Source organism: Streptomyces sp. NPDC048018 (assembly GCF_043202995.1).
Taxonomy (GTDB): domain Bacteria; phylum Actinomycetota; class Actinomycetes; order Streptomycetales; family Streptomycetaceae; genus Streptomyces.
This window is the reverse complement of the sequence record NZ_JBIDBK010000003.1, coordinates 249392-273461: the sequence shown is the minus strand read 5'-3', so window position 1 is coordinate 273461 and position 24070 is coordinate 249392. Positions and strand designations below refer to the sequence as shown.

The window sequence follows — 24070 nt, the reverse complement described above, 5'->3', positions numbered from 1 at the left end:
CCATGCCCGCCCCCCGCAACAGACCGGCCGCCGCGCTGGTCATGGCCACGGCCCTGGCCGCCGTCGGCCTCGTCCCGGCCGCGTCCCCGGCGGCCGCCGCCACCATCCCCGTGGGCTCCGGGAGCTATTCCGACAGCCGCCCCGCAGGGACCTCAGGACCCACCACCAACACCGGCACGCCCGTCACCCCCAAGGTGACCCCGGCCGCCCAGGGCAAGCCGGTCCCCACCAACGACTGGTGGTCCTCACTGGCCTTCCAGCGCTACGGGGACAACCCGTACTCGACCCCCATGTACGGCCACCCCCTCACCTACCAGGCCACCGCCGGCGGCCTCGACGTCGGCTACCCCACGAGCCCGCAGATCGTCGGCGACGGGCGCCAGTACGAGTACGCCCACAAGCGCGACCTCACCATCGGCCTCAGCGGCCTCAACTCGCCCGACACCAAGGCCGACGCCTGGTCCGACTGGACCGTCACCCCCTACTGGTCCGACGGCACCCGCACCCTGCGCACCACCATCGGCCACGGCAGCCCCTTCGTGTACGCCAAGGGCACCGGCGGCAACGCCCAGATCACCACCGCCGCCGCACCCACCGTCTTCGCCGACCAGGGCAACGTCCTCGGCATCACCGTCGCCGGTCACCACTACGCCCTGTTCGCCCCGGCCGGCACCGACTGGACCGTCGCCGGGAGCAGCATCACCGCGGGTCTCGGCGGCAAGGACTACTTCTCCGTCGCCGTCCTGCCCTCCACCGACGCCCTCGCCACCTTCCGCAAGTACGCCTTCAGCTTCGTCACCGGCTCCACCGTCAACTGGAGCTACACCGGCGGCACCGTCCGCGCCACCTACACCCTCACCACCGAGGCCAAGGAGGGCACCGAACGCGGCACGCTCCAGGCGCTCTACCGCCACCAGTGGCTCCACACCGCCGACGCCCTCACCGGCTACACGTACGTGTCGCCCCGCGGCACCATGAAGGTCCGTGAGGCGGCCTCCTTCACCACCACCCAGCCCGCTTCGGCCGTGCTGCCCGCCCTGCCCGGGGCCGGCGGCACCGACCCGGCCCGGCTCCGCGCCTACCTCGACGAGGTCGCGAACTCCTCCGACCCCTTCTCCGGCGCCGTCGACACCTACTGGACCGGCAAGGCCCTCGGCAAGCTCGCCCAGCTCGTCCCGATCGCCGACCGGATCGGCGCGACCGCGACCCGCGACAAGCTGCTCGGCCTGACGAAGGGGCGACTCCAGGACTGGCTCACGGCCGGCGGCGCCAACGAGTTCTCGTACGACCCCGCCTGGAAGACCCTCATCGGCTACCCCGCCTCCTACGGCAGCGACACCGAGCTCAACGACCACCACTTCCACTACGGCTACTACGTCTACGCCGCGGCGGTCGTCGCCCAGTACGACCCGGCCTGGGCCGCCGACTCCGCCTGGGGCGGCATGGTCAGGACCCTGATCCGCGACACCGCCAACCCCGCCCGCACCGACGCCGCCTTCCCCTTCCTGCGCGGCTTCGACGTCTACGCGGGACACAGCTGGGCCTCCGGCCACCAGGGCTTCGCCGCCGGCAACAACCAGGAATCGTCCTCCGAGTCGACCAACCTCAGCGCCGCCCTCGTCCTCTGGGGTTCGGCCACCGGCGACACCACGCTGCGCGACCTCGGCACCTACCTCCTCACCACCGAGGCGGAGTCGATCGCCCAGTACTGGTTCGACGCCGACCAGCAGGTCTTCCCGGGCTCCTTCGGCCATGACACCGTCGGCATGGTCTGGGGGAGCGGCGCCGCCTACTCCACCTGGTGGACGGCCAACCCCGAGGAGATCCACGGCATCAACGTGCTGCCCGTGACCGGCGGCGGCTCGCTCCACCTCGCCGCCCGCAAGGACGCCGTCCGCCGCAACATCGCCGAGATGGAACGCGAGAACGGCGGCCCCGCCGTCGAATGGCGCGACATCCTGTGGGAGTTCCAGTCACTCGCCGACCCCGCCGCGGCCAAGGCCAAGTGGGACGCGGGGAACGCCGCCTACACTCCCGAGGCCGGCGAGTCCAAGGCCCACACCTACCACTGGATCAGCGCCCTCGACGCCCTCGGTGCCCCCGACGCCACCGTCACCGGCGACCTGCCCACCTCGGCCGTCTTCACCAAGGGCACGACCCGCACCTACGCCGCCCACAACTACGGCAGCACGGCCCGCACCGTCACCTTCTCCGACGGCAAGACCCTCACGGTGCCCGCCCGTTCGACCGCCACCGGCACCGGAACCGGCGGCTCCGGCCCCGACCCCGTGCCGCCGACGGGCAACACCTTCCAGCTGCGCTCCGGCGGCGCGCTGACCACCGCCACGGGCGGCACCGCGGCGAGCGACACGGTCCCCTCCGCGGACGGCGCCAACCACGACGGCACCCCGTACAAGCCGCTCGTCTACGAGATCCGCGGTGTCCACGGCACCCTCACCCCCGGCGCGGCCACCGCCTTCCGCCTCCAGATGGACGCGGGCACCGTCGTCGGCCTCGGCCAGCAGGCCAGGATCAGCTACGACCTCACGGGCGACGGCACCTTCGACCGGACGGAGACCTACCAGTACTTCGCCACCGACCCGGTCTCCGGCTGGGAGGAGTACGCCCACACCCGCGGCCTGCGCTCGGCCACCGGCACCCTCGGCGACCTCGTGAACGGCACGGTACGCCTGGAGGTGTGGAGCGCGATCGGCAACGGCGCGTCACAGCTCCAGACGGGCACGAACACCTCGGTCGTGGTCATCCCGTACAGCTGACCATCCCGCCGAGCAGTCCCCAGGGCGGCCGTCGCGCACCCGCGCGACGGCCGCCACACCCCTCGGCGGGGGCGCGGCCGGACGTCAGGCCGAGGCCCGCCGGACCAGCGCGGTGGGAGTGACGATCGACTCGGGCGTCGCGCCGCCGTCCGTCCCGTCCCCCGCCTCGTCCAGCACCCGCATCAGGAGCCTCACCATCAGCCTGCCCATGCCCTCGATGTCCTGGCGCACGGTGGTCAGCGCCGGCTCGCAGTCCCGCACCACGGAGGGCATGTCGTCGAACCCGACGACCGCGACGTCCTCGGGAACGCGTACGCCGCGCTCCCGCAGCGTCCGCAGGGCGCCCGAGGCCATGAGGTCGTTCGAGGCGAAGACCCCGTCCACGTCCGGGCAGCGGTCGAGGAGTTCGGCCATGGCCCGGGCGCCGCTCGCCTCGGTGAAGTCGCCCGGGACGACGAGCGCCGGATCGGCGTCCGCCAGCACGTCGCGGTAGCCGTCGAGCCGGTCGAGCGCGGCCATCAGGTCCCGCGGGCCGGCGAGGTGCGCGATCCGCCGCCGCCCGAGCGACACCAGATGGCGCACGGCCGCGCGGGCACCGCCGCGGTTGTCACAGTCGACGTACGGCACCGCGACGTCCTGCCCCGCCGCCGACCTGCCGCCGAACACCGTCGGGATCCTCGCCCGGCGGATCAGCGCCGCCAGCTCGCCGTCGTTGTGCAGGGAGAACGCCAGCGCACCGTCGACATGACCGCCGCCCAGATACCGCGCGATCCGCTCGTGGTCCTCGGGCCCCTCGACCCAGAGCAGCACGAGCTGCGAGTCGTGCGCGGCGAGTTCACGGCTGATGCCCCGCACCTGCTGCTCGAAGAAGGGGTCGGAGAAGATCCGGAACTCGGGTTCCGCGATGATCACGGCCACCGCCCCGTTGCGCCGGGTCACCAGCGTGCGTGCCGCCTGGTTCGGCACGTACCCCAGCTCCTCGACCGCCAGTCGCACCTTCTCGACCAGCGGGGCGCGCACCCCCGCACCGCCGTTGACGACCCGGGAGGCGGTGGCCCGTGACACGCCGGCACGCGCGGCGACTGCTTCCAGCGTGGGGCGGGACCCCGTGCTCGGCTCGGTCAAGGCGGGACTCCTCGGATGGTGCGGCGGTGCGGTCGGCTGCGCCGCGGTGTCGGGTCCGGTGGGCCCGCCCAGGATATCGAGCCTTGAGAGCGCTCCCAAGAGGCAGTCGGGCGGCCGGCCGCGGCAAGCCCGCCCCGTCAGCCCGCCGCGGTCCTGACCAGGGCGCCGATGCGCGCCTCGATCTCGGGAGTGAGGGCGGTGAGGGCGAAGGCGGTGGGCCACATGGCACCGTCGTCGAGCTGCGCCGGATCGTTGAACCCGAGTGTCGCGTAACGGGACTTGAACTTGTCGGCGCTCTGGAAGAAGCAGACGACCTTACCGTCGCGCGCGTACGCCGGCATGCCGTACCAGAGCTTGGGGGCGAGCGACGGCGCGCTCTCCTTGACGATGGCGTGCACCTTCTCGGCGAGGGCGCGGTCCGCCTCCGGCATCTCCGCGATCTTGGCGAGCAGATCGGCCTCCGCGGCGGCGGCCTTGTCCGCGCTCGAAGTGCGCCGCGAGGCCGCCTTGAGCTCCTTGGCGCGCTCCTTCATCGCGCTCCGCTCCTCGGCGGTGAAGCTGTCGGCGGCGGTGTCGGTCCGGGCGGTGCGCTTCGCGGTCTTCGCCGGGGCCTCGCCGGTGGCCTGCGGGGCGGTTTGCGCCGCGGTCTTCTTCGTCTCCGTCATGGCTCCCATGCTAGGGAGAAGGGGCGGCCCGGGGCTTCTCGGAAACTGACCGTCCGTGAGGCGCGTGCCGTGGGTGGGGCAGGGGAGGCGGCGAGGCGTGGTCCGGATCAGGGCCCCCGGCCCACCTGTCCGGGGTCGTGGAGAGGTGGGCGGGAGGGGGAGGGAGGGCGCGAGGGGGTGGGGGGGGTGGGACGACGCGGGCGCATCCAGGGGCCGGGGGCGTCATGAGGTGGGCGCGTCCCGGTGGGGGGCGAGACGGCGGAGGCGCGTCCCGGGGCGGGGGTGAGACGGCGGAGGCGGGTCCCGGGGCGAGGGCCCCGGGACGCGCCTCCGAGCGTCATGCGCGGTGGTACTGCACGGGTCCGGCGACCTCGGCGCCGAGCTCCTCCGCCGCCTGGCGGGCCCAGTACGGGTTGCGGAGCAGCTCGCGACCGAGGAGGACCGCGTCGGCCTGGCCGGAGGCGACCACGGCCTCGGCGCGGGCCGGCTCGGTGATCAGGCCGACGGCCGCCACCGGCAGTCCCGTCTCGTTCCGGACCCGCTCGGCGAACGGGACCTGGTAGTGCGGACCGGCCTCGATCTTGGCGTCGGGGACGTTGCCGCCGGTGGAGACGTCCAGCAGGTCCACGCCGCGGGCCTGCAGCTCCTTGGCGAACCGGACGGTGTCGTCGGCGGTCCAGCCCTCGCGGCCGTCACCCGGGTTCTCGCTGAGCCAGTCGGTGGCGGAGATGCGGAAGAAGACGGGCAGCTCCTCGGGCCACACCGCGCGAACGGCGTCGACGACCTCCAGGGCGAACCGGCTCCGGCCCTCGAAGGAGCCGCCGTACTCGTCGGTGCGGTGGTTGCTGTACGGGGAGAGGAACTGATGGACCAGGTAGCCGTGGGCGCCGTGGATCTCGGCCACCTCGAAGCCCGCCGCGAGCGCACGCTCGGCGGCGTCCCCGAACTCCTTCACGATCGCGCGGATGCGCTCCTGGGAGAGCTCGTCGGGGACGGTCGACTCCTCGGAGAAGGCGACGGCGCTCGGGCCGACCGGCGTCCAGCCGTGCGTCTCGTCGGGGGCGAGCGGACGCCCGCGGTCGACCCAGGTGCGCTCGGTCGACGCCTTGCGCCCGGCGTGCGCGAGCTGGATGCCGGCCCGGGTGCCCTGCGACGTGAGGAACTCGGTGATGCGCCGGAACGCCGCGACCTGGGTGTCGTTCCAGATGCCGAGGTCGTACGGGCTGATCCGCCCCTCGGGGCTGACGGCGGTGGCCTCGGTGATGATCAGCCCGGTCCCGCCGGTCGCCCGCGCGGCGAGGTGCGCGAAGTGCCAGTCGGTCGGGGCGCCGATCGCGTCGCCGTCCGGGGCGGCGCTGTACTGGCACATCGCCGCCATCCAGACCCGATTCGGGAAGGTGAGGGACCTGAGGGTGAAGGGGGCGAAGAGGGAACTCATCCCGGACTCCTTGGGGCGCGTCGTGGCGGTGGGTTCACAAGGGAGGCGCCGAAGATCGGCGCCACGGTGCAGCGTGAACACATGCAGATAATTGCACGCGCGCTTTATTTTCGCTAGCGGGGTAGAGGCAGGGGGAGGTAATCGCGTCGCGGTGGTGGGCGGTTGCCGGGGCCGGGGTCGTGGCGGTGGCCGTGATGGTGATGGTGAGGGTGGCGGCTTGGCGGAGGCGGAGGCGGAGGCAGCGGCAGAGGCAGAGGCAGAGGCCGTGGCGGGGCAGGGGTGCGGGCGGGAGCAGGGGCCGGGGTCGGGGCCGGATCTAGCCAGGTCCCTGTCCTGAGGGCTGCGTCGCCGGCCGGGCCGACACGAGCACCCCGATCTTGTCGATCCGATGCTCGGGGTTCCCCTGGGCGTCGCGCCAGAAGTTGCCCTTGGCGTTGTCCTCCGGCGTCGCGCAGGTCGACAGCGTGATCATCGCCCGGGTGGGCCGCTCGCCTGGCGCACCGGGCACGGCGGCCCGCTGCTCGGCCAGCGAGCGCGCGGACCGGAAGGAGGTCGTCCGCGTGTCGACGACGCGGTACTCGTACACCTGGCCGTTCGCCGTCACGTAGATCCGGTCGCCCTCACGCATGGCCGGCAGCTTGTTCAACGGTCCGCCCGCGGAGAGCCGGTGCGCCGTCACGAGGTAGTTCCCGACCTCGCCCGGCCCGACGCCGCCCCGCTCCCCGTAGGGGCTCGCCGCCACGCCGCGGTCCTGTATCCGTGTCCCGGCCCGGTCGTCCGTCGTCCCCTCGTACGGCACGACGCGCAGCTGCGCGAGACCTATGGAGGGGATGTCCAGTTCGGCCGTTGCGAGCCGGGCGGCCGGCGTGGTGGGTGGGGCGGGAGGAGAAGGGGGCGTCGGCGCGACCGGGGGCGTCGCCTGCTGCGCCAGGGCGGGGCGGGGTGGGGGGACGGTGCCGGCCGGGGGCTCGGGGGAGGGCGGCCGGGACGATCGCGACGGCGCGGGGGCGACGGATCTGCCGGTGTCCACGCCGGCGGGAGAGGAGGACCCCACCAGCACGCCGATCACCGCAGCGGCCACGGCCGCGACGGCCGCGACGGCCCAGCGGACTCGCTGGGAGTGCTTCATGCGGCACCACCGTCCGATCACTGCTCTGCTGCGGCACCCGGACACCTCCACGCTACGTGAAGCCGCTGCACCGGGCGCCGCGGCCTCGCGTGCCCGGGGTGCGCCCACGTGGGCGGCTGAGCACGGGGCAGCGGAAACGACCGCCTGCCCACGGGGTCGAGTACCTGCTCACCACGACCACCGTGCTCCTCATGACCGCCGAGCTCGCCGCCGGTCGACTCCTGGAGACGCCGGCCGTCCCGCCGGTGGTGGCCATGGTGGTCGTGGCCGGCGGAGTCGTACGGGACCGCCGGCCACGGCCGCCTCCGCCGAGTGCCTTCGGGGTGGACCGGGCGGCGTACGAGGTCGCCGACTGCGCCCCGGGCCCGAGAGTGGGTACCGGCAGGGCGCGGCGATCCGCCCTTGCGCGGGCCACCGTGGCGTACGGATGGCCCGCGAGGGTCGGGAGGGGCGGAAGGACGCCGACGCCCCGGTCTGGCCCCCGGCTCTCGGCACGTCCGCCAAGGCGCTCGCCCAGATCACGCCGCCGGCTTCGGGCTCCCCTTCCGGGCGTGGCAGGCGTTCGGCGCGCGCTCCCGTGACGTGGCCGCCTGGCGCCGGGCGGCCGTATCCGCGCGGACGCCGGCGGCCTACGGGTACGGGTTCGGGCGGTGTCAGCGCGGCGCGGCCTCCAGGGACAGGTGGACGCGCAGCGACGCACCGCGTCGCGTCGATCGGCGAGGCCGTAACCGAGAACGGATTCGACCCGCCTGCCGGCTTCATCGGTCGTCAGGGCGGGATCGGTGACCCTCCGGCTTCCCGCCGGAGTCGTCACCGCCCGCCGGTCACCAGCCGGTCGGCGTGGTCCGTGTTTCCCGGCCGACGGGGGACCGTCGGCCCAGGGGCCGGAAAGCCCGACACCGCCCGCCTCGTCGCTCGGACACACCGCGGTGGAAGGGCGCACCGCCCCACGGCGCGGAGCCGCGCGGGCGGCCGCCGCCCGTGCGGGTGAGCGGAACGGGCATCCGGCGCTCCACACCGCCACCGCCGTCGCCGGCCCCGCAGAGTGGAGCGGTGGATGTCGAGGAAGTCGCCGACGAGCTGTACGGACTCAAGCCGACCGAGTTCGTGGCGGCGCGGGACGCGTACGCCGCCGAGGCGCGCAAGGCGGGGGACAAGGAAGCGGCGAAGGTCGTGTCCGCGCTGCGGCGGCCGACGGTCGCGGCATGGGCGGCGAACCTGCTGGCCCGGCGGAGGCCGGAGGAGGCCCGACGCTTCCTGGAGATCGGCGAGACCCTCCGCGAGGCCCACCGCACGCTCGACGCGGAGCAGCTGAGCGCAGCGAGCCGGCAGCGCAACCAGCTGGTCGGAGCCCTCACCCGGACCGCCGCCGGGCTGGCCCGCGACGAGGGCCAGACCGTCGGCGACACGGTGCTCCACGAGATCGACCAGACCCTCCGCAGCGTGCTCGCCGACCCCGAGACCGCCGAGACGTGGGTGCGCGGACGCCTGGTGAGGGTGCCCGAGGCCGCGGTCGACTTCACGGCCGTGGCCCCGGCCTCCCCGCCCGCCCGCCGGAAGCGGGCCGCACCGTCCGCCCCGGAGCCGCGGCAGGACCGGGCGCTCGCCCGCGCCCGGGCGAAGGCCGCCGAGGACGAGGTACGTCGGCGGGAACAGGAGCTCGCCGAGGCGCGGACCGCTCGCCGGAGTGCGGAGGCGCACGAGACGGCGGCGACCGACCGCCTGGCGGCCCTGGAGCACGAGCTGGCGCAGGCCCGCGGCGCCGCGCACGAGGCCAAGGCCGCCACCGCGAGCGCGGGGAAGGCGGTGAAGGGCGCGGAGGCCGCCCTGGCCAAGGCGCGCCGGGCGGCCGAGTTGGCCGCACGCGAAGCGCGGAACCCGGACCTGGAGAAGCCCGAGGGGACGTAACACCCGCGGCCTTCTCCTGGGGCCCCGAACGGTCCGGAAAGGGCGTGGCACCGCACCCTCGGCCCCGCGCACTTCGTCCAGGGACGACTCAGGACGACTCATGGACGACTCCGTCCATCGACGGAGTCGTCCATCGACGGTCCGGTGCGTCCCTGAGGGCCCGTATCGGCCGATGACGGCCTGTACGGATTGCACGGCCGGGGCGGTCCGTGGCAGCCCGGAGCGCATGGACTGCCCGCCAACCCCCAGCCCGCCCGGGACGGCCCGCGAAGGCCCAGACTTCCCGCACGGCCGGGATGGTCGGGCAGGCCCCAGACCGCCCGCGAGGGCGTCCGGGCGGCCCGGACCGCCCACCAGACCCAGACCGTCCGCGAAGGCATGCGGCGCCCCGGTCGGCCCGGCAGGCCCTGACCCGCGACGGCCCTTCGCGCGCAACTGCCCGGACCGCCGGCCGAACGCCGCGTCGGTCAGGTGTCGGCCCCGGCGTGGGCGTGTCGAGGCCCGGCTCGGGGGCCGTGCCAGTCCAGGCACAGGACGGTGGCGTCGTCAAGGAGGTGCCGGTCGCAGGCGACGGACACGGCTGCCGTGAGGGCGCGGACGACCGTGCGCGGATGTTCGCGCGCGGTGGCGTGGAGGAGTGCGGACAGGTCGACGGACGCGGCGCGACGCTCCTGCATCCCGTCGGTGTAGAGCACGAGGCGGTCGCCCGGGCGCAGGTCGAGGTCCTGCACCTGGTAGACGCCTTGTTCGGGGAATCCGAAGGGCAGGTTGACCACCGGGCGGAGTTCCTCGACCTTGCCGTCGCGCATGCGGAGCGGCCGGGGGTGGCCGGCGTTGACGAGCTGGGCTCCGCTGCCGTCGAGGGCGATCCGGATCAGCTGGCCGGTGGCGAAGTCATGGCCGTGGTCGAGGAGGGCCCGATGGGTGCTCTGGGCCTGTTCGGCCAGGTCGGCCCCGGCCCGGCGGGCGCGTCGGGAGGCGCTGACCAGGAGCGTGGCCATCAGTGAGGCGTCGATGTCGTGTCCCATGGCGTCCGTGACGGACACGTGCAGCACGTCGTCGTCCACCGTGTAGTCGTAGGTGTCGCCGGCGATGCTGTCGGCGGGGATCAGGGCGCAGGCGAGGGCGAACTGGGCGGCCTCGCAGCAGGATGCCGAGGGCAGGAGCTGGCGCTGGATCTCGGCGGCCAGACTCACCTGTGTGGTGCGCCGGCCCCAGTGGTAGAGGTCGGTGAAGCGCCGGTCGGTCACGACGAGGTACGCCAGTGCGTGTGCGGCTTCCGCGACGTGCTCCAGCACCCCCTTCCCGAGCTCCGCCAGGGACAGTTCGAGCACGCCAATGGTGTCTCCGCGGTTGGTGACCGGTGCGAGCACGCGGTAGCCCTGATCGGCGTCTCGCAGCCAGAGCACCTCCTGGCTGCGCAGCACCTCCTCGTAGGCGCTGCCCGCGAGGGGGACCTGCTCGGCCGAGGCCCGGCGCTGCTGCTGGGCGCTCGCCTCCTCCCGGCTGACCCTCACCATGAACTGACCGACGATGTCGACGATCAGGAAGGACACCGAGCGTGCCGCGAAGCGTTCGCGCAGGTCGCGTGCCACGACGTGGAGGGAGCCGCCCGGCGCGACCTCCTCCGCCGCAGCCAGCACCTCCGTGAGTCCGAAGCGCTCAGGTGCCACGTCAGCCTCCCTCGGTGTCGCCCGTCCCGTTCCCGTCGAGGCACCGGGATCTCGCGTGGGACGGAAGACGTCAGCGTTGTCGCCCTCTGCCAAGCATGGTCTCTCAGGGCCGGGGCGGTGTGCGCGCCGAGCGTGTCTCCGGACGGAGCCCGCTCACCCGCCGCACGCGGGCGGCGGGACTGCGGCCGGCCCGATGGCGCCCGTGCCGGGCGCCGCCTCCCGCTCTGCCGTCCTGATCCGCGCCTCCCGCCCCCTGCGGTGCGGATCGGGCGGGCATCAGGCGAGGGTCAGGAAGAGCTTCTCCAGTTCCTCCTCCGACATGGGAGGGTCCCCGGCGGCGCTCTCGCTGAGGCACTGGCGCATGCCGCTGGCCACGATCTTGAAGCCTGCCCGGTCCAGCGCGCGTGACACCGCGGCGAGCTGGGTGACGACGTCCTTGCAGTCGCGTCCCGCCTCGATCATCGCGATGACGGCCGCCAGCTGTCCCTGCGCCCGGCGCAGCCGGTTCAGGACGGGTCGTACGACGTCTGCTTCCACCTGCACGGAGATCCTCCTCCGATCGCCCCCACGTTCCGTCTACCTGGTCGTCGTCCCCAATAGAATACCCCGCCGGGTATATTTCAGCGTTCCGCGACCGGCTCGGTGCGCCCTGCGCCCGTACCGTGCGGCGGGCCGCCGGCCCGGCGCCTTCCGACGAGGGTGCAGCCGCCGACCGCCAGGGCGGTTCCGCCGAGCCCGCCCCACACCGCCGGGTTCCCCCAGAAGCCGCCGCCGAGCTGCTGGGCGAGCACGAGGGCACCCATCACGACGACGAACCAGCCGAACGCCCTGCGCATCGCCTCCTGGGGAATCCGCCGGGCGAAAAACCGCGCACCGACGACGCTGCCCACGACGGCCGCCGCCGTCACGGTGAGGGCGAGGCCCCAGTCGAGGTGCACGCCCGACAGGTGTCCGGCCAGACCGGCGAAGGAGTTCATCGCGATGACGAGCAACGAGGTGCCGACGGCGATGCCGATCGGCAGCCCGCCCAGGATCGCGAGCGCCGGTACGACGAGGAATCCACCGCCCGATCCCACCAGGCCCGTGACGGCACCGGCACCCACGCCGAGGACGGCGATGCGCACCGGCGAGGCCGGCCGACACTGCGGCCCCGGCCCGGCAGGCCCACGTGGGCGGCGCAGCATCGCCGTCGCCGTGGCGAGCATCATGACGCCGAACGCGACGAGGAGCGCCGTACCGGGGACGTGCTCCGCGATCCGCCCGCCGCCGTACGCGCCGACCATGCTGAACGCGCCGAAGGCCGCTCCCGTGCGCCAGTGCACACGACGGGCGCGCGCGTGCGGGACCAGCGCGGCCAGACTCGTGACCCCGACGACGAACAGGGACGTCGCGACGGCTTCCTTGGTGTCCAGTCCGGCGAGATAGACCAGGAGGGGGACGGTCAGGATCGATCCGCCGCCTCCCAGGACGCCCAGACTGACCCCGATCAGCAGGGACGCGGCGACGATCAGGACGATCACGGCTTGGCCCGCAGGTCGCCCTGCAGCTCCGCGATCACGGTGCGGATGTCGGTGCGCGGGCCGCGGTTGTAGGGGAGCTTGGACAGCAGCACTCCCATGGCGCAGGAGTTGCTGATCGCCGCGTACGTCAGACCGGCGCCGACGGCCGTGCCGATCAGGTGTGCGCCGGGCACGAACACGCCCACCAGTCCCGTGACCAGCACGAGGGATCCCGCGACGAGCCGGACCTGTCGCTCCATGTCCCACCGCTCGTCGCCCCTGTTCGCGGGTGCTCCGGTCGCCTCCCAGGCGTTCATGCCGCCCTCGAGGACGCGGAGGTTCGGCAGGCCCGCCTCCGTCAGCGCCTGCCGGGCCTGCTCGGCGCGGGCGCCGGAGCGGCAGACCAGCACCACCTCCTCGTCGAGGTGGGACAGCAGCTCGGCCCGGTGCTCGCGCAGGGTCGCGAGGGGCACGTTGTACGAGCCGGGGATGTGCGCGGTGCGGAACTCGGCCGGAGTGCGCACGTCCAGCATGCGCGGTGCGTGCCCCTCCTCGACGAGTCGATGGAGGGCGGCGGGAGAGATCGACGCGGTCTGGGTGGAGTGCTCGGACATGCAGTGCTCCTGTCTCTGGAAGGGAGGGGAGATTTTCGGGAGGGGGATTTCCGGGGCGGGCGATTTCCGGAAGGGGAACGGGGAGGGGGGAAGGGGTGAGGGGGAAGGTGCGAGGGGCGGGCTGAAGCCGGCCCCCGCACCGAGAGGTACCCCGGGGGGTATATTCCTGCTCGGGTGAGGCCCTGGTGGATCCGCGGGGGCGGGGCCGGCCGCCCTCGGACGGGTGCCGCAAGGGCGTCCGCGGGGTGCCAGGCGGGTCAGAGCCGCGTCACGGCTGGGACGGCTCGGCCGTGAGCGCCCATGCGGCGTAGCCGCCCAGGACGTCGGAGACGTCCCCGAAGCCGCGGTGCCGCAGCAGGCTCGCCGCGATGGAGGAGCGGTGGCCGCCGGCGCAGTGCACGACCAGCGGGCGGTCGGCGGGGAGCTCGTCCGTGCGGGCCGGCAGTTCGCTCAGTGCGATGTGCAGGGCGCCGTCGATGAAGCCGTTCTCGCCCCGCTCGCCGCAACTCCGCACGTCGATGACGAGCGGCGGCCGATCGCCGCGCAGCGCGGCACGCAGCTGCGCGGCGGTGAGGCGGCTCGCGGGGGTGACCTCGTCGGCCAGCGCCTCCAGGGCCTTCTCGGGGTTACGCAGGTAGCCCAACGTGCGGTCGAGGCCGATCCGGGCGAGGCGGGTGACCGTCTCCTCCTCCCGGTTCTCCGGCGCGATGACGAGCAGCCGGTCGGCAGGGTCGAGCACGGTGCCCGCCTGCTCGGCGAACCGGCCCTCGACCGGGACGTTGACCGCGCCGCGCAGGTGGCCGCCGGCGAACTCCTGCGGCGACCGCGCGTCGACCACCACCGCGCCGGAGCGCCTCAGCTCGGCGAACTCGGCGGGGGAGAGCGACCGCGCCGCGGCCGTGGCGTCGTACAGGGCGCGGTCCTTGCGGTTCAGCTGGGCGTCGTACGCGAAGTACCCGGGAGCGGCCGGCTGGCCTGCGGTGACGAGTGCGACGAACTCCTCGCGGCCCATCGGGGCGCAGGCGTAGTTGGTGGCGCGCTGCTCGCCGATGGTGGACTGCCTGGCGGTGGAGAGGCTCTTTCCGCAGGCGGAACCCGCGCCGTGGGCCGGGAAGACCCGGACCTCGTCGGGCAGGCCCATGAGCTTGTTCTGGACGCTGTCGTGCAGCATCGCGCCGAGTTCCCCGGCGGTCACGCCCACCGAGGCGAGCAGGTCGGGGCGGCCGACGTCGCCGATGAACAGCGCGTCGCCGGTCAGGACGCCGTACGGGACGGTGTCCTCGGCGTGCTCGTAGACGAGGACGCTGATCGACTCCGGGGTGTGCCCGGGCGTCTCCATGATCTGCAGGGTGACGTCCCCGAGCGCGATCCGCTCGCCCTCGGCCAGCTTCCGGATCGGGTACTCGGTCTCGGCCCGGCGGCCGTAGCCGATCCACGCGCCCGTGCGATCGGCCAGTTCCAGGTGCCCGGCGACGAAGTCCGCGTGGAAGTGGGTGTTGATCACGCCGACCACGGTGAATCCGTGCGCCTGGGCGTCGGCCAGGTAGGCGGAGACGTCACGGCGGGGGTCGACGACGACGGCCTGCCCCGTCGTCCGGTCGGCGATCAGGTACGACGCCTGGGAGAGGCAGTCGAGGTAGTACTGGGTGAAGAACACGACGAAACCTTCGACGGGGTAGGGGCGCGCATCCGAGCGGATGCGGGGGGCGGAGACGGGGCGGAGATGCCCACGCGACCGGTCCGGCCGGCGCGGCACGGCAACCGGTGCATCCCGTGCGGCTGTTGCCTGCGGTCCGGCTGGAGCGCTCGGCTCACTCGCGCCGTCTCGATACCCCCATGGGTATTTACGCATTCGACGGTAAGGGGGTCTTCCCGGCGATGTCAAATACCCCCATGGGTATCCAGTACGCGGACGCAAAATACGGGTGGGGGTATATTGACCTGGGGTGACCGGCGCGAATGCCGGGCATCGGCCGGTCGGTGGCCCGGGCGGTCGGTGACTGTCGACCGGCCTGCGGCGCGAGAAGGGGGCACTGCGCGGCACGGCATGATCGCCGCACGGCTCGTCGTCCCGGCCCTGTGGCAGGTGACCGGACCGTGTCCCGCCCCGGCGTTTCCGCTCTCGTCGTCTCCCCGCCGTCACCGAAGAGGCGGACCGCCTCGCCGCCCCCTCGCGGATGCGCCACGGAGGCGTTCCGCGATCGGCCTCAGGCCGATCGGGCGACTCGGCGTCAGTCGACGGCGCGGCCGTCCGTGCCGAGCGTGGCGGCCTGGTGCCCCGGGGCTCGGGTGTGCCGCTGCTCGCCCCTTCGAAGCGCCGAAGTCCGGTGCGCGCCCGGCGAGATGCCGTGAGCGCGCCGGAGCGATCGACCGAAGTCGCGGACCGGGAGCCCCCGGTGTGCGTCGACGCCCCGGCTCCTGCGGCGTTGTAGACCCGGCTCGGCCGTTCCGCGATGCAAGGCTCCAGGCATGTACCCCCGGTGCGCTTCCCCCCGTCATGCTCCGCGCGAGCTCCGCACCAGCCGGCGCCCCCACGCCCTGCCGGCCGCCGCCGTCGCGGAAGAGGGGGCATCGTCGCCGCCCGGGCGCCGATGGCCACCGCGACGTCGCCATCGAACGTGAGAACGGGACCGCAGGGCAGGAACCGCCGGTGACCGGCATCGATGCCCGTACCTCCGGTCCGTGGTGGGCATCCTGGGTGACGGGCACTCAACTCTGCGTATTGCCTTGCAGGTCGCCGCCATATTAGAGTTTGAGCATGGCTAAGTCTCCGCGCATGACGCTCCAGACTCAACTGGTGCTGCGGACCCTCCTGGAGACGCCCGCGAAGGCCCGTTACGGCCTTGAGCTCTCCGACGCCGCAGGACTGGCCCCCGGTACGATCCACCCGATCCTCGCCCGCCTCGAGAACGCCGGATGGCTCGAGTCCTACTGGGAGGACCCGAGCGAGATCGAGAAGACCGACCCGCCTCGACCCGCCCGGCGCTACTACCGCTTCACCCCGGACGGTGCGGAAACCGCCCGCCTCGCCCTCGCGCAGGCCTACAACGGAGGGGCCACCTCCGCGCGACTCCGCCCGTCCACCGGCGGGATCGGAGGGTGATCGTGGAGAAGCACGAACACCGCTGGGGACCGCTCGTCGCGATCTGCGTGCTTCCGATCTTGCTCCTGGCCGGATACGAGCACGCGAGGCGATACCGGGAAGAATGGAACGCCGAGTTCGACGAGCTGGGCCCCTGGGGCGCGATCCTCCGCTACACGAGCGCCATCACCTTCACGGCCTGGGCCGTCGGAGCCACCCTGGCCGCACAGAAGCACGGAACGAACCGCTCACTGCCCCGCACGCTTTCCCTCGTGGCGATGCTCACCGGAAACCCGGAGCGCTACGAGCGGGAGTACGCGGCGGACTGGTACGACGTACGGACCAGGCCCTTCCTCTTCCGCTGCCGCTACGTGATCAACACGAGCCTTCGCGCCGGAGTGATAGGGGTTCGGTCGCTCAGCGCAAAACTCGGCCGGACATGACAGGCACGCGGGCGGTCCTCCTCGTCCCACACAGCAGTCCGCCGCTCCCCTCTCGGCCTAGGAACCGTGGGAGCGGCGGAACCACCCGGCACCACCGCAAAGGAGAGCACCAGATGTCCGTACAGGATCCCACGGCCGCCGCCGGACCGGAACCCGGACCCGGCCGACAGCTCACCATCCCGCTGCGCTACCCGTCCGGCACCGGCGTAGCCCTCGCCACAGGCATCACCGCCGGCGTCACCTGGGAGTACATTCCGCCGGACGCCACCTGGCCGCTCGTGGTCCTCGGGGCCGTGGCGATGATCTGTGACACGGCGGTCATCGCCATCCGGGCCCGCCGCCGCACCACCTGATCAGCCGGGGGACAGCACCGCAGGCGAACGCCCGCTCGTCGGCCACGAGGGCTTCGCACGGCCGGTGACCGCACCTCAGGTGTCCCCGCCCCCGGGGCGATTCGCCGGCCGTGCGACGCTTCGTTCCGCTCGCCACGCCCCCGTCGTGACGAGCACCACGGCCTCGCCGGTCTCCCCCGTCCGGCGGGGTGGCCTGAGAACTCCTGACGGAAAGACGCGCTGGGTCGTGCTGATCACTCTGCGTACGGGAGAACGTCTGCTGAGCCTGCTGGATGTGATTCCCGACGACTTCACCCCGCTGCCGAAGGTGACCTCACGCGAAGAGGGGTTGCAGGTCAGGCGGCTCCTTGACCGAGCTCCTTCGGTCCGGGAATGGCTGCCGCGGGAGGGCGAGGGCCCGGGCCGGCTGTGACAGCCCGAGCCGTTGCGGGGGCGGAAGCGGCTGGACGACCGCAGGGTCCTGAACGGGATCGCGTGGCATGTCACGGCTGGCCCCAGCGGCTTATCGGGGAGCTCTCGGCCGAAACAGCCGGCCGGACCGATCCCGGGGAGTCCCGATCCCATGAGCACCACTTCGCACCCCTCGACGGCGTCTCACGCCTCAGCCGTGAGGGCGTTTCCCCGCTGACCGAGTGGGGTGGGACCTCGGTGAGGCAGCGCCCCACTCGGTCAGCGCATGAGCGCGAGGACGCGGCCGGCCTGTGCGCCGTGCACCGTCCTCAGGGAAAGCAGGTGCTCGGTGTCGTTCTGGCCGCGGCCGTGGCGGGCGACAGTGAGGTACGCGTCGACGCCGCGGGCGAGGTTGATGCCGAGCATGCCTTGACGCGGTGCGTGAAACAGGACATACCCTCCCCAAAGGAAATCAGGGCAGCATGAGGACCGACGGCACGAAATACAGCGACTTCACTGGCTGGATCGACCCGCCGGACGACGTGCAGCCCGCGCTGAACGGCGACCTCACCTGCGACATCGCCGTCATCGGCGGCGGCATGGGTGGCATGGCTGTCGCCCTGCGCCTCGCGGAGCGCGACCAGGACGTGGTCCTGCTGGAGGCCGAGTTCTGCGGCTACGGCTCGGCCTCGCGCAACGGCGGCCAGATCGCCGGGGCGCCGGGTGGCGACCTCCGGATGCTCACCCTCCAGTCCCCGAAGAAGATGCCGATCATGGCCAGACTGGCGGAGCACGCGGGCCGCTACGTGGAAGACCTCATGAAGACGCACGACATCGACTGCGACTACGTCGCGAACGGCCTGGTGTGGGGTGCGGTCTCACCCCTCATGATGCTCAGGGTGCGCACCCAGGCGGCGATCCTGCGCGCCTTCGGTGGGCACGGGACCGTCGGCAGCCGAGAAGAGCTCGGCCTTCCCGCCGGCTTCGTGGGCGGAATGCGGGAATCCATCGGCGGGATGCTGAACCCGGGCAAGCTCGCTCGTGGTGTGCGCCGCGCGCTGCTCGTTTCCTCCGCCGAGGTCTTCGAGCAGACGCGGGTGAGTGATGTCCGGCGGACGGGCAGCACCGTCGAGATCACGACACCGCACGGCACCGTGCGGGCCGACAAGGTGGTGCTCGCAACCAGCGTCTACGGCGGCGAGTGGGACATCACGCCCAAGAACGCGACGCCGCTGTACGTCATCGAGATCGAGTCGGAACCCATCGCGCCGGAGCGGCTCGCCGCGCTGGACTGGACCAGCCGATCCGGCATCATCACCCAGCACCAGTTGATGACCCACTACCGGCTCACCGAGCGCAACACCATCGTCTGCGGGGTCCGCCAAGCGCAGCGAGGCCAGACCTACCCGCTCCCGGACCGCCTCCCGGACCCGCGTGTCGTGCAGGACATGGGGAAGGATCTGGCCAACCGGTTCCCGTCGCCGTCCGACGTGGCCATCGAGCGGGCCTGGGGCGGTTGGATCGGCATCAGCCCGGACTGGCTGGCCGTCGCCGGGCAGGTGGGCGACAACGTCTTCTACTCGATGGCCTGCAACGGCCACGGCCTCTGTCAGGTGCCGTACGTGGCCCACCAACTCGCCGACTACATCGTCGACGGCGAAATGCCGGAGGACCTCGCCGGCATCTGGTCGGACGCCTCGAAGTACTCACCGGCGATGTCGCTGCTGATGCAGCCGTTCGTCCTCCGAGCCGTCTCGGGGCTGGACCGCTTCAACGACTTCTTCAACGGCAGCAGGACACTGGCCCGCCGGGCGCTCCGTCGCGGCAGGCGCGGTCGGCGGGTGTGACGTCGTTCGGCGGGCCGGTTCAACTTGCGTCACGTTGTGCGCCAGTTGACGGCGGATCGAGGCGGCGACGGACTCGGGTTCGTCGCGGTTCGGCGCATGGTGAGTGTGCGCCGGGGAGTGGCGGTGCCCTTGTCCGCCCGGAACGGAAAGGCCAGGAGATCCAGGGGGCGGCGGCGTAACTCATCGAGGCCGCGCCACGCGCACATGTGCCCGCTCCTGCGCGCGGTGAGAAGCGGACTGCGCCCGGCCGGCCCCGCGGAGGGTGGACAGGCGCGCGGCGCCGCTTGGGCGGCGGGGGCACGGCCGGCCGAAGGGGCGAACCGGGGTGCGGGCAGGTGAGGAGTCCGGCACGGCTCGTCGGGGCGTGCGAAGCGCCCCGACGAGCAGGAGCCGTCGGCTCAGGCGGCGGTGTCGAAGGTGTAGTGGCGGGTGTGGTCGAGCATGTCGGCCGGTGTCACGTCACCCCACGGGCGCATGGTGTCGTTGAGGTCGACGACGTTGGGCGTGCCCGCGGCCGGCAGGTAGGTCGACCGGGGGTGGCGCGCCTGCCAGTCGGCCCACAGCTTGTCGATGAAGGCGTGGTGCAGCCAGAACACCGGGTCGTTCGGAGAGACGCCGGTGGCCATCTGGCCACCGACCCAGACGTGGACGCGGTTGTGGAGGTTCACCCCGCGCCAGCCCTCCAGGTGGTTGCGGAAGCCGTCCGAGGAACTGTTCCAGGGAGCCGTGTCGTACGTCTCCATGGCGAGGACGGAGTCCACCTCGGCCCGGGTGGGCAACTGCCGCCCGCCGGCGCCCAGGTCGCGGCGGAGGTAGTCACGGCCGTCGACGCGGACGTTGACGGTCCAGCGGTTCCCGGTCCGTGCGAAGGCCCCGTCGAGGACCTGGCCGTCGCGGGCCCGCCCGGTGCCGCCGAGGAAGTCGGGGGCCCAGAGCGAGGAACGGGAGGTGCGGTCGGCCGTCCAGTCCCAGTACGGGAGGGTGACGGCGCTGTCCACGGACTGCAGCGCCTGCTCGAATTCTATGAGGAAGCGCCGGTGCCAGGGCAGGAACGACGGCGAGCGGTGCCCCACGCGGTCGCTGGTGTCGGTGTCGCTCATGATGAAGGCGTTGTGCGTGGTGACGAAGGTGTCGTAGCGGCCGGTCCGCTTGAGCTCGAGCAGCGCGTTCACGAAGCGGCGCTTCTCGTCGGCGGTGAGCGTGGCCTGGTTCTTGCGTACGGTCATGGTGGTGCGGCTCCTGGGTCGGATCAGGCGAGGGTGAGCGGTACGAGCGGGGCGCCCTGCAGTTCGCGGACGGCCGCGCGGGCAATCGCCTTGGGCGTCGCGGCGGGCTCGTAGTGGTTGATCACGCTGATCCAGGTGCCGTCGGCGTTCTGCATGACGTGCAGTTCCTCGCCGTCGATCGTGACGGAGTAGCCGCCCCCGTGGTGCCCCCCGTGATGACCGCCGCCGTGCGAGGGGCCGCCCTTGATGCGGCGCCCCAGATAGACCTCGTCGAACTCCGCCGGAGCGGCGGCCGCGGCCGGGCCGGCGGAGAGCGGAGCGGCGACGGCGGACCCGGCGAGTGCGAGGCCCGCGGCGGCCCCGGCGGCGCCTGCGGCGACACCGAGCACCTTGCGGCGGGTGATGCTGGACATGGAAACCCCCTAGTGGTCTGTGCGGCCGGGGGATTGGTCATATGCCCCCGGCAGCTCACATCAGTACGGGGGCGTGCGGGCTCAGCGGAAATCGGCGAGATCCGGTTGGTCGTGAACCGGACAACTTACCCCGAAAAGTCCAGACTTGAACGAAGGTGATCTTGCTGTCCCGGCACGGAAAGCCGTCCGGACGTGAAAATCTTGCGGAGGAAGTGATCATCAGGTGGATGATCTTTCGAGGTGACGAATGGCGTGTGGTGGCCCCCACCCCGTCAGACTGTCCGGATCCGATGCGATCGCGGGCGTCGCCCACCGGCAGCCGGACGATCGCGGTCGGCGTCTAGGGTGAGCGGCATGACCGTCCATGCCCTCGCCCATCGCCCCCTGACGGTGGAAGCCGTCGCCGAGTTCCTGGGCCTGCCGGCCGCGCCGCCCGTCCCGGAAGACGACGAGGACGCGGTCGGCGAAGAGGTGCGGCGGAGAGGCTGGGAGGGGGAGGACCGGCTCGTCTGCGACTCCTACCGCACGGCTCACGGGCATGTGATGTGCAGTGAAACCCTCAGCCCGTTCGGCGACCCGGACGCACGTGCCTTCCTCGTCTTCGGCGAGCTGTACCCGGTGGACCCGCACGATGAGAGCCTGGCCAACGCGTCCTGGCTGAACGGCCTCCTCGACGCGTGGCAGAAGCTGCCCGGGTGGAGCGGCCGACGCCCCGCTACGGCCCGGGACTGCGAAGACCTCCTCGCGCAGGCCGCGCAGATGGTCGGTGACCACCTCGGCGCGTCCCCGGAACGTACGGTGCTCTCCTCGGAGGCCCTGGCGGCCGGACCGCGGCTGACGCAACGCGTCTGGCGCACCGCCGGCCACGCGGTCGTCCTGGGTCCGGCACCCGACAACGGCCCTTACGGCTACCTCACGCACCTTCAGCTGTCGTGCACCCCTCTCGCCTGCGGCCCCGAACTGCCGCCCGCAGGCGACGAGGACGGGATGGCGGCATGGATCGGCGCGCACGTGGACTGGTGACGACCGCCGCCGGCAGCGTGGATCGGCTTGTATCGGCGTCTACGGCGTCTACGGCGTCTACGTGAAGAGCTGTCCGTGCACGGGTTGCGGGCGGCCCGTAGGGCGGCCGCCGGGGAGTCGGCGAGCGTCGCGTCCGAAGGGTGGCCGGGGAAGCCCGACGTTCAGGGTGGGTCAGCGCCGGAGCGCGGTGCCGACCGTCTCGGTGCGGTCGCCTCGGCCGACGACCGGCGCGAGGAGGGTGTTCTGCTACTCGACGGCGAGCATCCCGGCGTCCTCAGGGAATGGCACGAGCGCCGGGTGGGCGCCGGCGCTGCCGGCGGGGTGCAGCCGAGCTGCTGCGTCACCTCAGGGGCGGGATATCAGTTCGATGCGCACGCGCCGACGGTCGGCGTCGCTGTGCTCATGGCCCGACGGCGCCGGACGCGCCCGCCACGTTCCCGTGCAGGGCCCGTTCCTCGGCGCCGGCCAGCAGGAAGAAGGCCGGCGGCAGGACGAGTTCGATCACGGTCAGGGCGATCTGGAACCCGTGCGGCTCGCCCTCCACGGCGAGCGAGATCAGCCGGCCCACGCCGCCCAGGAGGAAGACGCCGGCGAGCCATCGCACGGCCTGGGCGGGGATCGGACGCTGTCGTGCGGCCCAGAGCCAGGACAGGCCATAGCCGACGAAGCTCGCCCCCATGAACCGGCCCCAGCTGTCGACGGTCGCGCCGGCGGACTCGGCGCCGGTAATCGCCGCGTTGCCGAGTGCCACGTGGAGCAGGCCGATCGCCACGCAGGCCCAGCCCATCAGCAGAGTGAGTGCGCGCAGAGCCTTGCCCATGGCCCCTCCCGGGGGTTGCGGTCCGGACGGCCGGGGTGCCCGCCCTCGCACGTGTCTGGTTGACATGCGTCTACTACGTTGGCGCGCCGGTAGACACATGTCAACTAGAATGCGGTCGTGCCTCCCCGCCAGCGACTCACTCCCGCCGAACGCCGCGCCCAGCTCCTCGCCGTCGGCGCACGCCTCTTCGCCGCGCACCCCTACGTGGACGTGCTGATGGAAGAGGTCGCGGAGCGGGCCGGCGTCTCCCGGGCCCTGCTGTACCGTCACTTCCCGAGCAAGCAGGCCCTCTTCGCGGCCGTCTACCAGCAGGCGGCGGACCGACTGCTCGCCGAGACGCGGTTCGACCCCGCCGACTCCCTCGTCGACCAGCTCACCCAGGGCATGGACGTCCATCTCGACTACTTCGTGGCCAACCGCAACGCCGTGCTCACCGCGAACCGGGTCCTCGCGGGCGATCCGGTGATCCAGACGATCATGACGGACGAACTGGACGCGCTCCGCGCACGTCTGCTGGCCGTGCTGCCCCTCGCGGACGAGAGCGCCCGCGAGGCCGTGTCCGGCGTCCTGAAGAGCTGGCTGGTCTTCGTCCAGGTGCTGTGCGTCGACTGGCTCACCCACGAGACCTGTACGCGCACCCAGTTGCGCGACGTCTGCATCGGCGCCGTCATCGGTGCCCTCCGGCCGCTGCTCAGCGAGGACCCGGCCCCCGAAGGCCTGCCACCGTACAGGCCCGACGGGACCGGTCGGCCCTGAGCGCGACACGGCAGACCTGCCGGCGCGGCGAGAAACCCCTCGCGCGGCCGGCTGCGCTGCACGGTGGCAGCAGGCCGCCGACCGATGAGCCGCGGAGCTCTCGTCGGATGCGCGGCCGTGCTGCCGGGGGCGACGGCGGGGCCTCCCGGCGGGAGATCCCCGTCCCCGCCGGGAGGTGGTCCGAACCCGGCGGCCGGACGGCCGGGGCGGCGGTCCGGGGGAGGGCTTGTCCGGCTACGACGCCTTGTACGCGAGGAGTTGGACCTCTCGGAACTGCCGCTTGTCGGTCGGCTTCGGCTCGATCACCAGCCGGGCCGACTCCTGCAGGCCATGGGCGCGCAGAAGACCGGCGAGGCGGTCGGGGCACCAGCGATAGGCCGTCACCACCGTGTGGTCGTAGGCCTGCGTCTCGTGGTGCGGCCCGTCGGTCGCGGGGAACTCGATCAGCAGGTGGCCGCCGGGAGCCAGGACCCTGGCCATCTCGCTCACCACGACGGGCAGGTCCTGGGGTGGCGTGTGGATGACGGACCAGCGGGAGAGCACCCCGCCGAGAGTGCCGTCGCCGATGTCCAGCGCGCCCATCGAGCCGATCTCGAACCTCAGCTCCGGGTTGGCCTCGCGAGCGAGCCCGACCATCACGGGGGAGGCGTCGACACCGAAGGCGTTCAGGCCGAGCCCATGGAGGTGGGCGGTGATGTGGCCCGGTCCGCAGCCGAGATCCGCGACGTTGCCGCCGCTCGCCCGGACCAGTTCCGCGAAGGCGCCGAGCAGGGCACGCTCCAAGGGGCGTTCGTCCAGGGTGTCGTGGAACATCTCCGCGTAGGTCGATGCGACGGCGTCGTAGGCCCTGCTGGTGGCGCTCAAGGAGTCGAGTTCGGTCACCCGGAGA

General features: G+C 72.7%; 23 protein-coding genes. 9 read left to right on the top strand and 14 right to left on the bottom strand.

Going from position 1 to position 24070, the window contains the following annotated elements; translation table 11 throughout:
* Nucleotides 1-2: 2 nt before the first annotated feature.
* Nucleotides 3-2777 (top strand): glycosyl hydrolase, encoded by a 2775-nt coding sequence (locus tag ACGF1Z_RS12560; protein ID WP_393002910.1) that lies wholly within the window; start codon nucleotides 3-5, stop codon nucleotides 2775-2777.
* A gap of 84 nt (nucleotides 2778-2861) precedes the next feature.
* Here the strand turns inward: ACGF1Z_RS12560 and ACGF1Z_RS12555 are convergent, their stop codons facing one another.
* The 4 genes from ACGF1Z_RS12555 to ACGF1Z_RS12540 all read right to left on the bottom strand — a co-directional run bounded on the left by ACGF1Z_RS12555 (nucleotide 2862) and on the right by ACGF1Z_RS12540 (nucleotide 7134).
* Nucleotides 2862-3902, bottom strand: coding sequence for a LacI family DNA-binding transcriptional regulator (locus tag ACGF1Z_RS12555; RefSeq protein WP_393002908.1), 1041 nt, complete (start codon nucleotides 3900-3902; stop codon nucleotides 2862-2864).
* Nucleotides 3903-4039: 137 nt separating this feature from the next.
* Nucleotides 4040-4435, bottom strand: a complete 396-nt coding sequence (locus ACGF1Z_RS12550) for an iron chaperone (RefSeq protein ID WP_393004143.1) — start codon at nucleotides 4433-4435, stop codon at nucleotides 4040-4042.
* 469 nt (nucleotides 4436-4904) lie between these two features.
* Nucleotides 4905-6005 carry an NADH:flavin oxidoreductase/NADH oxidase gene (locus ACGF1Z_RS12545; RefSeq protein WP_393002906.1) on the bottom strand — a complete coding sequence of 367 codons (1101 nt, stop codon included), beginning with the start codon at nucleotides 6003-6005 and terminating at the stop codon, nucleotides 4905-4907.
* Nucleotides 6006-6321: 316 nt separating this feature from the next.
* Nucleotides 6322-7134 (bottom strand): class E sortase, encoded by an 813-nt coding sequence (locus ACGF1Z_RS12540; RefSeq protein WP_393002904.1) that lies wholly within the window; start codon nucleotides 7132-7134, stop codon nucleotides 6322-6324.
* Nucleotides 7135-8187: 1053 nt separating this feature from the next.
* On the opposite strand from ACGF1Z_RS12540, the gene ACGF1Z_RS12535 reads away from it, so the two are divergent.
* Complete coding sequence (locus ACGF1Z_RS12535; RefSeq protein ID WP_393002902.1) at nucleotides 8188-9042, top strand: hypothetical protein; 855 nt, start codon at nucleotides 8188-8190, stop codon at nucleotides 9040-9042.
* A gap of 467 nt (nucleotides 9043-9509) precedes the next feature.
* Here ACGF1Z_RS12535 and ACGF1Z_RS12530 read toward each other — a convergent pair whose 3' ends face one another.
* From ACGF1Z_RS12530 to ACGF1Z_RS12510, 5 genes are all read right to left on the bottom strand, one after another.
* The gene (locus ACGF1Z_RS12530) at nucleotides 9510-10715 is read right to left on the bottom strand and encodes a PP2C family protein-serine/threonine phosphatase (protein WP_393002900.1); all 1206 of its coding nucleotides are present in this window, start codon (nucleotides 10713-10715) and stop codon (nucleotides 9510-9512) included.
* Between the two features lie 276 nt (nucleotides 10716-10991).
* Complete coding sequence (locus tag ACGF1Z_RS12525) at nucleotides 10992-11258, bottom strand: metal-sensitive transcriptional regulator (protein WP_393002898.1); 267 nt, start codon at nucleotides 11256-11258, stop codon at nucleotides 10992-10994.
* 77 nt (nucleotides 11259-11335) lie between these two features.
* Nucleotides 11336-12235: a sulfite exporter TauE/SafE family protein gene (locus ACGF1Z_RS12520; RefSeq protein WP_393002896.1), complete on the bottom strand. Its 900-nt coding sequence runs from the start codon at nucleotides 12233-12235 to the stop codon at nucleotides 11336-11338.
* A complete protein-coding gene (locus ACGF1Z_RS12515; protein ID WP_393002894.1) occupies nucleotides 12232-12828 on the bottom strand; it encodes a rhodanese-like domain-containing protein in 597 nt (198 codons plus the stop codon). The genes ACGF1Z_RS12520 and ACGF1Z_RS12515 overlap by 4 nt, the downstream gene beginning before the upstream one ends.
* Nucleotides 12829-13096: 268 nt before the next feature.
* Complete coding sequence (locus tag ACGF1Z_RS12510) at nucleotides 13097-14485, bottom strand: rhodanese-like domain-containing protein (RefSeq protein ID WP_393002892.1); 1389 nt, start codon at nucleotides 14483-14485, stop codon at nucleotides 13097-13099.
* 1101 nt (nucleotides 14486-15586) lie between these two features.
* On the opposite strand from ACGF1Z_RS12510, the gene ACGF1Z_RS12505 reads away from it, so the two are divergent.
* From ACGF1Z_RS12505 to ACGF1Z_RS12490, 4 genes are all read left to right on the top strand, one after another.
* Complete coding sequence (locus tag ACGF1Z_RS12505) at nucleotides 15587-15931, top strand: PadR family transcriptional regulator (protein ID WP_393002890.1); 345 nt, start codon at nucleotides 15587-15589, stop codon at nucleotides 15929-15931.
* Nucleotides 15932-15933: 2 nt separating this feature from the next.
* Nucleotides 15934-16353, top strand: coding sequence for a hypothetical protein (locus ACGF1Z_RS12500; protein WP_393002888.1), 420 nt, complete (start codon nucleotides 15934-15936; stop codon nucleotides 16351-16353).
* 113 nt (nucleotides 16354-16466) lie between these two features.
* Entirely contained in the window at nucleotides 16467-16706 is a 240-nt protein-coding gene (locus ACGF1Z_RS12495; protein ID WP_393002886.1) for a hypothetical protein, read from the top strand.
* Between the two features lie 226 nt (nucleotides 16707-16932).
* The gene (locus ACGF1Z_RS12490; RefSeq protein ID WP_393002884.1) at nucleotides 16933-17118 is read left to right on the top strand and encodes a hypothetical protein; all 186 of its coding nucleotides are present in this window, start codon (nucleotides 16933-16935) and stop codon (nucleotides 17116-17118) included.
* 257 nt (nucleotides 17119-17375) lie between these two features.
* Here ACGF1Z_RS12490 and ACGF1Z_RS12485 read toward each other — a convergent pair whose 3' ends face one another.
* Nucleotides 17376-17522, bottom strand: a complete 147-nt coding sequence (locus tag ACGF1Z_RS12485) for a hypothetical protein (RefSeq protein ID WP_393002882.1) — start codon at nucleotides 17520-17522, stop codon at nucleotides 17376-17378.
* A gap of 56 nt (nucleotides 17523-17578) precedes the next feature.
* Between ACGF1Z_RS12485 and ACGF1Z_RS12480 the strand changes: the two genes are divergently transcribed.
* Nucleotides 17579-18943: an NAD(P)/FAD-dependent oxidoreductase gene (locus ACGF1Z_RS12480; RefSeq protein ID WP_393002880.1), complete on the top strand. Its 1365-nt coding sequence runs from the start codon at nucleotides 17579-17581 to the stop codon at nucleotides 18941-18943.
* Between the two features lie 398 nt (nucleotides 18944-19341).
* On the opposite strand, the gene ACGF1Z_RS12475 is transcribed toward ACGF1Z_RS12480, so the two are convergent.
* The gene (locus tag ACGF1Z_RS12475; RefSeq protein WP_393002878.1) at nucleotides 19342-20169 is read right to left on the bottom strand and encodes a tyrosinase family protein; all 828 of its coding nucleotides are present in this window, start codon (nucleotides 20167-20169) and stop codon (nucleotides 19342-19344) included.
* 23 nt (nucleotides 20170-20192) lie between these two features.
* Nucleotides 20193-20582, bottom strand: coding sequence for a tyrosinase cofactor (locus tag ACGF1Z_RS12470; protein ID WP_393002876.1), 390 nt, complete (start codon nucleotides 20580-20582; stop codon nucleotides 20193-20195).
* Nucleotides 20583-20936: 354 nt separating this feature from the next.
* Here ACGF1Z_RS12470 and ACGF1Z_RS12465 point away from each other — a divergent pair, with 354 nt between their 5' ends.
* Nucleotides 20937-21605 carry a hypothetical protein gene (locus tag ACGF1Z_RS12465; RefSeq protein ID WP_393002874.1) on the top strand — a complete coding sequence of 223 codons (669 nt, stop codon included), beginning with the start codon at nucleotides 20937-20939 and terminating at the stop codon, nucleotides 21603-21605.
* 400 nt (nucleotides 21606-22005) lie between these two features.
* Here ACGF1Z_RS12465 and ACGF1Z_RS12460 read toward each other — a convergent pair whose 3' ends face one another.
* Nucleotides 22006-22425: a DUF4345 domain-containing protein gene (locus ACGF1Z_RS12460; RefSeq protein ID WP_393002872.1), complete on the bottom strand. Its 420-nt coding sequence runs from the start codon at nucleotides 22423-22425 to the stop codon at nucleotides 22006-22008.
* 117 nt (nucleotides 22426-22542) lie between these two features.
* Here ACGF1Z_RS12460 and ACGF1Z_RS12455 point away from each other — a divergent pair, with 117 nt between their 5' ends.
* Complete coding sequence (locus ACGF1Z_RS12455; RefSeq protein ID WP_393002870.1) at nucleotides 22543-23181, top strand: TetR/AcrR family transcriptional regulator; 639 nt, start codon at nucleotides 22543-22545, stop codon at nucleotides 23179-23181.
* Nucleotides 23182-23415: 234 nt separating this feature from the next.
* Here ACGF1Z_RS12455 and ACGF1Z_RS12450 read toward each other — a convergent pair whose 3' ends face one another.
* Nucleotides 23416-24063 carry a class I SAM-dependent DNA methyltransferase gene (locus tag ACGF1Z_RS12450; RefSeq protein WP_393002868.1) on the bottom strand — a complete coding sequence of 216 codons (648 nt, stop codon included), beginning with the start codon at nucleotides 24061-24063 and terminating at the stop codon, nucleotides 23416-23418.
* Nucleotides 24064-24070 lie beyond the last annotated feature (7 nt).